Raw genomic sequence first — 11,611 nt, 5'->3', positions numbered from 1 at the left:
ATTTGCCCATTTTGGGGCGTGATCATTTGAGTCTGGGTCAGAGCGAAGTGATAACCCAGATTTTTTCCTATTTGGATTTAGCATCCATTTTATGAAAGAGTTTAAAACGCTTTAGGTTTGATTCGACTCCTTCCACAATTTTTCTACGATTTGGGGATTTGCCAAGGTGGAGATATCACCTAGCTCGTCCAGACTTTGTATTTCTTTTGCTGCAATTTTGCGCAGGATACGTCGCATGATTTTCCCTGATCGGGTTTTGGGCAAATCATTAACAATATGAATGACATCAGGTTTTGCAATCGGGCTTATTTCTTTATTAACTTGTTGGATCAACTGGGTTTTTAAGGTGTCATCGGGCCTGATATCCTTCTTTAAAATGACGTAGGCATAAATTCCTTGGCCTTTAAGATCATGGGGAATACCCACAACCGCTGCCTCGGCAACGGCGGGATGACTAACAAGCGCACTTTCGATTTCTGCTGTACCTAAGCGATGTCCGGAAACGTTAATCACATCATCGACTCGACCCGTAATCCAATAATCACCATCTTCATCGCGTTTTGCACCATCTCCGGTAATGTAATAACCATGATGTAAATAGGTCATACAATAACGCGGATGATCTCCAGCGATGGTTCTCGCCATAGAAGGCCAAGGATACTTTATTGCTAAAAACCCTTCGCCCGCTCCAGTTATTTCGTGGCCATTCTCATTGAGTAACACAGAAATAATACCGGGAATAGGTTGACGTGCCGAGCCGGGTTTACTAATCGGATCATCGGCTCTGGGACTAATCATCACTGCTCCAGTTTCGGTTTGCCACCAAGTATCCACAATTGGACATCGGCCTTTGCCTACTTTTTGATAATACCATTGCCAAGCTTCAGGATTAATGGGTTCTCCCACAGAGCCAAGTAAACGTAAAGAATCTCGTGAACTAGAAGCCAACCATTCATCTCCCGCACGCATCAAGGCACGTATGGCGGTAGGTGCCGTATAAAACACATTTACCTGATGTTTATCGACGATTTGCCAATTCCGAGAGAAATCAGGCCAGGTAGGAATCCCTTCATACATCAGCGTGGTAATTCCATTACAAAGAGGACCAAATACTACATAACTATGTCCAGTAATCCAGCCTATATCTGCAGTACACCAAAATACTTCGTCGGATTGGCAATTAAAAATTAATTGATGCGTATACGCTGTTTGTACGAGGTAGCCTCCAGTGGTATGCACTACTCCCTTAGGCTGGCCGGTGCTTCCTGATGTGTACAAAATAAATAAGGGATCTTCCGCATCCATAGGTTCTGCATCGCAGTGTGCGCTTACTGTTTCTTTAAGCTCATGCCACCAATGGTCTTTATTTTTATCAATAGGGACTGGATCCTCACTCGTTTTGATGAGCAGCCTTGGTAATGATAAATCGTTGCAGGCCTCGTCCACCTGTTCCTTTAAACCTACCAATTTACCACCACGATTAAAATGATTTGCAGTAATTAGGCAGACACATTCAGATGCTAAAATGCGTTGTCTTAATGCATGGGCTGAAAATCCAGCAAATATTACGGTATGGATGGCTCCAATACGTGTACATGCAAGCATGGCAATTGCTGCCTCAGGAATCATCGGTAAATAAATGGCTACTTTGTCGCCTTTTTGTACGTTTAACTGTTTCAGCACATTACTCATCCGACACACTTCGGCATGTAGTTCAGCAAAGGTCAGCGTTTTATGTTGGTCTGGATCATCTCCTTCCCAGATAATCGCGGGTTGATTTGCCTTGTGGGATAAATGGCGGTCAATACAGTTCAAACTAACATTCAATTTCCCGCCTTTGAACCAAGTCACATCACCGTGTTTTAGCCCACCCGTAAGCACCGAATCCCAGGGGCGAAGCCAATCTACAGTTTGTTGGGCTACTTCCGACCAAAACTCACTTATTGAATCTTCGGTTGGCGTTAATTTGGGAGTGCGCAAATGAGAATGCATGTTATACCTCTGTGCCTTGGGAAATGAGTTTTATAATGGCTGAGAAATCAGAATCGCCCATGCCCTGATCTATAAAATGTTGATAAAGGGTAGTTGCTTTAGCCCCCAAAGGAGTGTTTACATTCACTGACTGAGCTGAATCTTGGCTGAGCAACAAATCCTTTAGCATCATTGCTGCAGCAAATCCTGGTTTGTACTCGTTGTTAGCAGGGACATTTTCTAACACTCCAGGAACAGGTGCATATTTGCTCATTGCCCAACATTGTCCTGATGCATTGGTTACTACTTCAAAAAGTTTTTGAGGAGACAATTGTAATTGTTCTGCAAGAATAAATGCCTCAGAAATAGCAATCATGGAGATCCCTAGGATCATGTTATTACATATTTTGGCAGCTTGACCGCTTCCTGCACTGCCAGTATGAATTATTTTTTGTCCCATAGAGGCTAGAATAGGTTGAGCCGCATGAAACGCTTGCTCTTCACCACCAACCATAAACGTTAAAGTAGCGGCTCCTGCTCCGGCAACGCCGCCGGATACGGGCGCATCAACCACTTGGAGCTGGTGTTGTTTGGCTAAATGATGCAGTTCACGCGAGCTATTGACATCAATGGTGGAGCAATCGATAAATAAAGCTCCTTTTTTTGCATGCTGAAATAATCCATTATTGCTATGACAAACATTCAATACTTGTTGTCCATTTTGCAACATCGTAATCAATACATCTTTTTCTTGAGCAGCTTCCTGGACATTGGGTGCGATAAGACCACCGGATTGGGAAAAATGTTGCAGGGCTGTTTGTTGTAAATCATAGCCGGTGACCTGATGACCTGCTTTAACCAGATTAATCGCCATAGGCAATCCCATATGCCCTAGTCCTACAAATCCTATTTTTGCCATTGAGTTTCTCCATAATGTAAAAATTTAGCCTGAGATTATGGCGTCCCGCCTTTTAGACTTATGTCACCCCAAGGCGGGAATCTAATCCTAAAATAGACATGGATGCCGCCTTCGTGGGAGGACAGCTTATTTTAGGATAGGTGGAACTATGGCGTCGCCTTTACCCAATCTAAATTAATTACTCTTTTTAATCATGCGTGGGCATGATAAAAGCACTTTCTTTGATTTCACTAACCGGCCATTTGCTGGTAACTGTTTTGCGTCGCGTATAAAAATTGACGCTTTCTTGCCCATGCATATTGGTGTCTCCGAAAGAAGAATGCTTCCAACCGCCAAAAGGATGATTGGCAATAGGAACAGGGATAGGTATATTAATTCCCACCATTCCAACTTGGACCCGTTGGCTGTATTCGCGGGCTGTAAATCCATCGCGTGTGAAAATTGCTGTCCCATTGCCGTATTGATTTCTGTTCACCAAAGCGAGCGCTTCTTCAAAATTATCGGTACGAACAATCACCAGAACTGGTCCAAAAATTTCATTTTGATAGATGGACATGTTTTCATGGACATGATCAAACAGGCAGGGTCCCATGAAGAAACCTTGGGGATGTTCAGAATGCTTAAAGGATCTACCATCAATAATTAATTTTGCCCCTTCACTAATTCCTTTATCGACGGCTGCGAGTACTCGCTCTCGATGTGGCCCACTAATCAATGGCCCCATATCGGTGTTTGGTACATCCCCGGCATTGATCCGAGTGGCTTTAATTTGGGGCGCCATTTTTTCAATTAACGCATCGGCGGTGTGTTCACCTACAGTCACCACGACCGATATGGCCATGCATCGTTCACCTGCTGAGCCGTACGCCGCACCCACAATTGCCGAGGCAGCTTGCTCGAGATCCGCATCAGGCATCACAATGCAATGGTTCTTAGCCCCACCAAAGGTATGGGCGCGTTTTCCATGAGCTGCTGCGGTAGTATAAATATGCTGCGCAACCGGTGTAGAGGCTACTGCAGTGAAGGCGGAGATATCCGGATGAGCCAGTAAATAATCTACGGTTGTTTTATCGCCATGCAAGCAATTGGCAACTCCAGCAGGCAATCCGGCATCACTTAATAATTCCAAGAGACGGACGGGGGCGGACGGGTCCTGTTCGGAAGGTTTTAAAATGAATGTATTACCGCAAGCAATCGCTGGGATCATCATCCAGACCGGAACCATAACAGGGAAATTAAAAGGTGAGACACCCGCACAAACACCTATGGGTTGACGTAATGTATGGCAGTCAATTCCATTGGTTACATCCGCAGAGAAATCTCCCTGGAGTTGATTGACGAGACCGCAATGTAGTTCTACTACTTCGATAGCACGTGCTACAGAACCTTTTGCATCATCTAAAGTCTTGCCATGTTCCCGAGTGACGATGCGTGCTAGATCCAATTGGTTTTTTTCTAGTAAATCGCGGAATTTAAAAAGAATTCGTGCTCTTTTTATTGCAGGAGTTTGTGCCCACTGTGTGCCAGCTTCTTTGGCGGTAGCGATCGTTTTATCGCAGAGTGATTTAGATGCAAAATGCACTTGACCGATCACTTCGCCTAACGCTGGGTTATAGACAGGATGGCTCGTCGTGTTCGTTTCCTTGATTAATTGTCCACCAATATAATGTTGTACAATGTAGCTCATTAACAAACTCCTTTTTATTATTTTTATCAAATTAAGTGATTATTGTAATTGTTTCGGGGAATTATTTATACAATAATAATGAAGAGATTAGGACTAATATAACCTCTTTTTGAATTAACGTAAGGGAGTTCTTTAAACTGGGGTAAGTCGTTAAGGAAATTAATCGATGGGAAAAGGAATTATTTTGCGTGTACCTCATGGTACCGAATTATCATCTGAATTACTACGAGCCTTAGAAAACCGCTTTCCGGGCTATATTCTAGAAACTTACCACAAGAAGCCAGACAATCACCGTAGTTTTGTGCGTCGGGTTAACAGTCTTCATAAAGCATTCACCTTTCTTAGTGATGCTTACCCATTAGCCCCACAAAGCAGTTTTTTGCTCAAAAGCACTTTAGAAGATTATGTAAGCGAATGCGAAGAAGAAGCGTTGTTTGCAAAAGGATCAATGGATGAGTTACATAGGGAATTAGAAAAATACACTGCAAAATTAGTTGAGCTAATTACTTTGGGATGGGATGTTTCCATTAAAGAAGCAATTGAGTTACTCAATGAAGCAGAACAATATGAATTGATGCGTGAAGGTCGCTACGATCTGGCAACATTAACGCCTATGAAGTCGAAAGACGGCGATTATATTCTGCAACTTGACGAATCTCTTCCTCCTCACTACAAGCAATTTAGAAAAGAATTAAAACAAATAAAAGCGTGTAAATATCCAAAAACCCCTTCCTGGGTTTATAAGCTTGAAGAGTATCAACATGCCTATTTTTGTAATCTGAATTCCAGTATAAAAAGCCATCTTGAAGTCACCCAAGACTTTACTAGTTTTTTAATCGAATGGGACTTAATTAAAAAAAGAGCGATTAGTTTAAATGCAGATCTAAAACAAATTGCCTCAGGCTCTCCGCCACTTCCAGCCTGGTTTAATGATTTGAGTCCGCATTTGCAAGAAATGATCCGAGTGTTAGCTCCTGATCCCTCAACTTTGGATTTTCATTTAAACAAGTTTAAGAAGTTAATTGTCTCAGAAAGTTTTAAGAGAGAATGCTCTGCTACAGTAGGGTCCATTTCGAGTCTTCCACAGTGGTACTGGGTATTGTCCGAACATCAACAGTATTTTCTGGAGCATGTACTAAAAGGTTGTGAACGAGTCGAAGATGCAGTTTCTTTTTTATCCAGTCGTCATCGAACGCTGCCTTTGCCGGCAAACTATGCAGTTCACAGTTTATTCGCAGTGAGTCAGGATGGAACATTTCGTGAACTCTCAAAAAAGCGATACCGTTCAAGCCATATTGCCACTCGAGATGGATTAAACTGGCCGGCAGCGGTCCAGCAACGTCATATCGATTCGAATCTGGATAAAGTGATGGAGTATGCGCAACCGGATCAACTTGCAATATTGCAAACCCTAATTAGTCCAATTCACGCAACTGATTATGCAACTTGGATTAAAGATTATTTACCCGCCTTACCTCCAGATCTAGAGCTGTACAAATTAGCACGTGCAGCAGTAGAACGACGTGCTGAGAAGCAAACTATTCTGCAGAATAATCATCCCTATAATTTAGCAAAAAGGCTCTATTATACTCAGTCCACAGATAAAGACAGTTTGAATTTATTGGCTGTTGCCGAGAAATTAGAACCTTCATGTCCAGGCCTTAAGATACTTCTGAAACAATATAAAAGCGTTTTAGAATCCGCTCCAGGAACCGCAACTATTTTTGATTATGCGGGAAGGGAGTTATTTTTGAGTTCTCTGGAGCAGTTAATTATTATGGCTCTTGGAGGGCACCCATACGGCTCATGTGTCAGTGGCAAGGATAGAAAAGCTATAGAGCTTATTCACACTGATGCGATGATTCTTTATAAAGAACTTTATGGATGCTGGCCTGAATTTGATGAACAATCGGATAAAAAAAATCGCATTCGTTTTGTTTCCTTAGTAGCCGATCTGTATATGAGTCGTCATCATCATGAACATGCTGGGCAGAATGCGCCAGGTTCTGAAGGTATCAAAACTCCTGAATGGTACTTACCTGAAGATATTGCTTCAGAAATTAAAAAACGGCTGGATAACGAGAAAGCGCTTAAAGAAGATGATCGGGCTGCAACAGATAATGAGGTAAAAAATATTTTTATTGGAGGCTCCAAAAAAGTAAAAGAATATTTGCTTCCCAAAAAAACATTGCTTTGCCGTTTGGTTGCGCGCCAATTAGGTAAAGCTAACTGTAATCGGCTTTATGATGCGCTCCATTTATTAATCAATGAAAAAAGACTATTTACTCCATCAGAAGATACGAGCGGGCGTTGGACGGTAAAATTCTTTTCTGAGACGGCACCAATGAAATATTTTTCTGAACCCGTAACAATTCCTGATGGAATCAAACAAATTTATGACTTAATGCTGAGTCCTTCTTCTGGAAAAGATAATATAGTTCGTTTGGAAAAGATATTCCAAATAATCTTGGAGCGACCCGAATCAGATGAAAGCCGAACTGAGGCAACCAATTCAGTTTATGGACGTGCACGTGAATTTTTTAAATCACATGACGATGTAGATTTTACGGGAATGGTTGAAAAGACTGTAGAGGAATGGTCCCTTCTGTTTAACAAGTCCAAAGAGTCTCATTTGAGTGAACCAAACGTCTTTCATTAGTTATTTCTATAAAAACACTTTCCATGCAGCGCCCCTGTTTTGATAATGTATAAGATACAGGGGTAAGATCTTCTAACAATCTATTGTTATTAAAGCTTCGAAAGTTTGTAAGCGATGGGAGCGCTTTTTAGCACTTTAAATCAAAAATTTCAGCTCCACCGCCCCTGCCTGATATTTGTACACGGATGAATTGGTAAAATTGGCCGCTTGGGTTGTCATCAAATAATATAAATTTAAAATTACCCTATCAGTTATCGGACCATTTAATCCTAAGCCCCACTGCCAGGTTCTTGAGGGGCGAGAATCTACATTATCGACACCTACAAACTGCCTTCCCAATCCTCCGTCTATATAGTAATGCCAACGGGTTGCATACCTTCTGCCGAATCTCAAAATAGCTGTATCCAAAACATACTTATTGGGACTGAAATAATATGGAGAAACAAACTTACTCCTAAAGGCTTTTTCTTGAAGAATAAAACTTAATCCCAGTTCAGTTGAAAGAAGCGTCGTTACGGACACGAAATATCCATCTCGATTATTGGTGTCACTAAAACGTATATTATTTAGTACACCACGTACTTTAACATAAGGAAGAGGTGCTAAATTGATGTTGCCATGAACTTGAGTTGCAGTAATATGTTGCGATAATGCGGGTAAAGCCTCAACCGCTTCATGAAACCCCTGGACAAGAAAACTCACATAATCGCTAGGTCGATAAGTTAATTGAGAAGACCATAAAAAGGGGCGCCATAATTCATAATCTGAAGGTGCAATTCTTCCACTTAGGATTAGCTGACGCGTAGGTCTTATGGTTTCTCCAAAGTATACGGTCTTGGATACTAACTTGGATAAAGACTGAATCGATGCAGGTTGTTTGGAGAGGGGTTGAGTATAAACAGTATCAATGAACCCGGCCTCACTTTGAAAAATTTGAGACCAATAGTGGCTATAATTGAAAGACCCGCGCGAAATTTGATAATCGTCACTATCAATAGAATAAAAATAACCTGGAGTGATAGCATTGGGCCATGTTGCTTGATTAATTTGCCAAAACGCATCGCTAATGTCCTTTCCTAAAGCAGATTCAGGCGGGATTTTTGCTATGATAGGTTCATAATCGAGCGAAATTTGTTTTGAAATATCCGCCCAATCTGACCAGAGGGAAGATTGTATAGCCGCTACCACCAGTTCAGGGGTTTCATAAATCAAATCAGGTGGGATACTTTTAAATGCACGGATAGGCCTATCTGCATAGGCAAGACTTTTTACTTTCCCGGCCAAGGCTAAATCGAACTCCCTGGAGTTGGTAGGGTATTTAAATATCTCTGCATAAGCTCGTTCAGCACGAAAGTATTGCCCCATCCAGAAATGCATCTTTCCAATTCCCAATAGAGTTGCCACTCTGTCTTTAGGAGTTGTGGCAAGTGGCAGTGCATTCCTATAATAATTTAACGCCAGTCGCGGTTTATTAGTTTGCGCATAACTTAGTGCGGTAAGCATAAATACTTGATAATTGGGTTTATCCAAAAGTAAGGGCTGCAAGAGTTCTAAAGCCTTGTCTCCTTGATCCTTCGAAATATATTCTCTTACTAGGTTTAATTTAATTTGTAGGGGAGAGAGCGCAGGTTTGGCTGTCTTGCGTTCTTTTGCCAACCAATTGTTCATTTTCTTAATGCCTTCGGAAGCAATTTTCTGTTCATCGGCTGTTTTGGCAGAACTAAGGGCTTTTTTATAATAACTCAAGGAAAGGGAAGGTTCATTTATTTCAGCATAGCTTTGTGCTGCCAAACGGAAAATTTTAAAATTTTGTTGGGATTTGAGCAGCGGTTTAAGGATTTCAAGGGCTTTTTTACCTTGATTCGTGTCGATATATTTGATTGCCAAATCCAGTTTGGGATCCTGTTTTGGTGTAGCGCTCTTACTTACTTTAGCTTGAGCAAGCCAAGTTTTCATTTTTTGGATCCCGGAGTTTGTAATTTGGCGCTTAATTTCTGAGTCAGCCAATAACTCTGCTTTTTCATAGTAAAACAATGCAAGGGCAGGCTCATTTAACTCGGCATGGGCCTGGGCTGCTAAAATTAAAACTTCAAAGGGGACTTGGGGCTTTGAAAGTAAAGGCCTCAGCTCCTCCAACGCTTTGATCCCGTTGTTTTCATTGATGTATTTCTTAACTAAGGTAACGTCTACATCACTCTGTTCTACAATTAATGCCTTGTTATATTCAGACAACCATTTGCTCATTTTATCAATGCCTGATTTGGCAATTTGGATTTCGACATCTGAACGGGCCAAAAGGAGCGCCTTATTGAAATATTCCATGGCAACCGAAGGATTATCCATCTCTGCATAAGCCTGGGCTGTTATAATGAACACCTCAAAATTAGGAGATTGGGTTAATAGTGGCTTTATAGCATTTAATGCTTCTTGTCCTTTGTTTTCATCAATGTATTTTTTGGCGATATTAATTCTTGCAGACTGAATAATAGGCTCTTCATTCAAAGTACCATTAACGGGCAATTGTTTAACTTTTTCTATTTTTGAGCGTATGGTTTCAATTTCATCGTTGGTCTGCGCATAGTTTAATGCTCTGTTATAGAATACTAAAGCTTCAGAAGAATTATTTAAAAGTTCATAGCTCTGGGCAGTTAATAAAAAAACTTCATAATTGACTTTATTTACTAATGGCTTAGCTACTTCCAGATCCTGCGGGTTTTTTTTAGATTCAACAGGATTTTTAGTAATATTAAGGCTTTGTTTATTATCACTATTGTTTTGTGATTCAGGCAAGGTGCTGGTTTTTGGCGGTGCTGAAGTGTTGGCAATAGTCGCAAATAGAGTCATCGGAATTACCACGCTTAACGCTCCGATCAATCGGCAATACCCCATTATTTTGTTCCCCACTTTTTCTGAAGACTAAAAATCTCGGACATATAACCATGAATGCAAGCAGGGCTCATAATAAAGTTATAAAACAATAAATAGCATATGAAACCCAGTCTATTTCTCCTTACATGGAGGTTATGGCGTTGAAACACTTTTTTTTGTCCTTTGTATAAGATGGTATTCAAGAGAATTGCTAGAGGGATGACAGTCAGAGTCATTGGACCTGCCATTAAATAAAAGCCAAAGAAGAGGGCAGCAATAACTGCTGGAATAAAAATAAAGAAAAAAGCCGCATCCATGGCAGGGAAAAGTAAATTCCAGTATACAATGAAAGTAATCAGTCTGGGTTGGAGTAGTATGGTTGGGTATGCAATAAACGCCTCGATCAACCCTCTAGCCCATCGGCTTCGTTGCAGGAAAAATTTTTTATAAGTTTCAGGCACATTTGCAAAAGCTATCGCATCTTCGGCAAAATCTATACGATATCCCTTCAATAATAATCCCCAAGTTAAAACGATATCTTCTCCAACTGTATGTTGCCAAAGACCCACCTCGGTAATGCAAGACTTTTTATATAATGAAAAATTGCCTTGTGCCACCAGCGTGCCTTGAAACAAACTTTGCATTCGCTTGACCCCAGCGATACCATGGAAGTACTCCCATTCCTGCATGCGGGTAATCATAGTCGCTCTGGAGTTTTGAATATAGATACTCCCTGCAACGGCAGCCGTAGGGGTAGGCAGGTGCGCGCAATTCAAAAATTTTTTCACAATTTCAGTTAACGCATTTTTCATTAAACACGTATCAGCGTCTAATGTGAGCACATGGTCATATTTCGCTTTTGCGATCCCTGTGTTCAGTGCATGAGATTTTCCCTTGGTCAATTCCTCCAGCACAGTTAAGTTTTCCATTTTCAGTTCTTTGAGCAAAGCAAGCGTGTTATCTGTTGATGCATTATCAATAACAATTACTTCAAAACGCCCCGCATAGTCTTGGTTAAATACCGATTGGATCGATTTTACAATATTTGATTCTTCATTATGTGCGGGTACAATTACGGAGATATCAGGCCATTCATGCACAGGGCGAATTTTGGGTCGTTTGTCGAAAATATAAGAGGCAAGGAAAAACGCATACATAAAACCTGGTATGAGGGCAATAAGTGAAATAATAATCCAAGCCCCAACCCAGTTAACGTACTCACTCAGATCATTTATCCATGGAATTGTTAAATAAATAGATAAGGACAACCACGCAAAGGCAATAAGTAAAACAATTAAAAATTTAAATTTAACCGAAATATACATATAAAATCCTTTTTACTTCCCTGCACTCAATCAAGCTTCACACCCGCAAGGTATACTTAAAAGTGAAACGAAATGGTTGTAATAATCTAATCTGGATACCTAGACAAATAAAAGCCAGTTTAACACCATAATTATTATTATATATTTAAATTAAAGGATATACATTACATCAGTTTATCCTC

The 11,611-nt window shown here is 40.8% G+C and carries 6 protein-coding genes; 1 reads left to right on the top strand and 5 read right to left on the bottom strand.

Annotated elements, in window-relative coordinates; translation table 11 throughout:
* Nucleotides 1-111 precede the first annotated feature (111 nt).
* From acs to ACWTE2_RS23865, 3 genes are all read right to left on the bottom strand, one after another.
* Entirely contained in the window at nucleotides 112-1,992 is a 1,881-nt protein-coding gene (gene acs, locus ACWTE2_RS23875; protein ID WP_454784708.1) for an acetate--CoA ligase, read from the bottom strand.
* Nucleotide 1,993: 1 nt separating this feature from the next.
* Nucleotides 1,994-2,890, bottom strand: coding sequence for a 3-hydroxyisobutyrate dehydrogenase (gene mmsB / locus ACWTE2_RS23870; RefSeq protein WP_182391976.1), 897 nt, complete (start codon nucleotides 2,888-2,890; stop codon nucleotides 1,994-1,996).
* 187 nt (nucleotides 2,891-3,077) lie between these two features.
* Complete coding sequence (locus ACWTE2_RS23865; protein ID WP_454784707.1) at nucleotides 3,078-4,577, bottom strand: CoA-acylating methylmalonate-semialdehyde dehydrogenase; 1,500 nt, start codon at nucleotides 4,575-4,577, stop codon at nucleotides 3,078-3,080.
* Nucleotides 4,578-4,743: 166 nt separating this feature from the next.
* On the opposite strand from ACWTE2_RS23865, the gene ACWTE2_RS23860 reads away from it, so the two are divergent.
* On the top strand, nucleotides 4,744-7,236 hold the full coding sequence (locus tag ACWTE2_RS23860) for an oxidoreductase (RefSeq protein ID WP_454784706.1): 2,493 nt from the start codon (nucleotides 4,744-4,746) through the stop codon (nucleotides 7,234-7,236).
* 135 nt (nucleotides 7,237-7,371) lie between these two features.
* On the opposite strand, the gene ACWTE2_RS23855 is transcribed toward ACWTE2_RS23860, so the two are convergent.
* Together ACWTE2_RS23855 and ACWTE2_RS23850 are read right to left on the bottom strand one after the other, a co-directional pair.
* Nucleotides 7,372-10,110: a tetratricopeptide repeat protein gene (locus ACWTE2_RS23855; protein ID WP_454784705.1), complete on the bottom strand. Its 2,739-nt coding sequence runs from the start codon at nucleotides 10,108-10,110 to the stop codon at nucleotides 7,372-7,374.
* A gap of 14 nt (nucleotides 10,111-10,124) precedes the next feature.
* Nucleotides 10,125-11,429, bottom strand: coding sequence for a glycosyltransferase family 2 protein (locus ACWTE2_RS23850; RefSeq protein ID WP_454784704.1), 1,305 nt, complete (start codon nucleotides 11,427-11,429; stop codon nucleotides 10,125-10,127).
* Nucleotides 11,430-11,611: the final 182 nt, after the last annotated feature.

The sequence above is a fragment of the Legionella nigrisilvae genome (assembly GCF_977063395.2).
The sequence above is the reverse complement of the archived record's forward strand: the minus strand, read 5'-3'. Positions and strand labels throughout refer to the sequence as shown.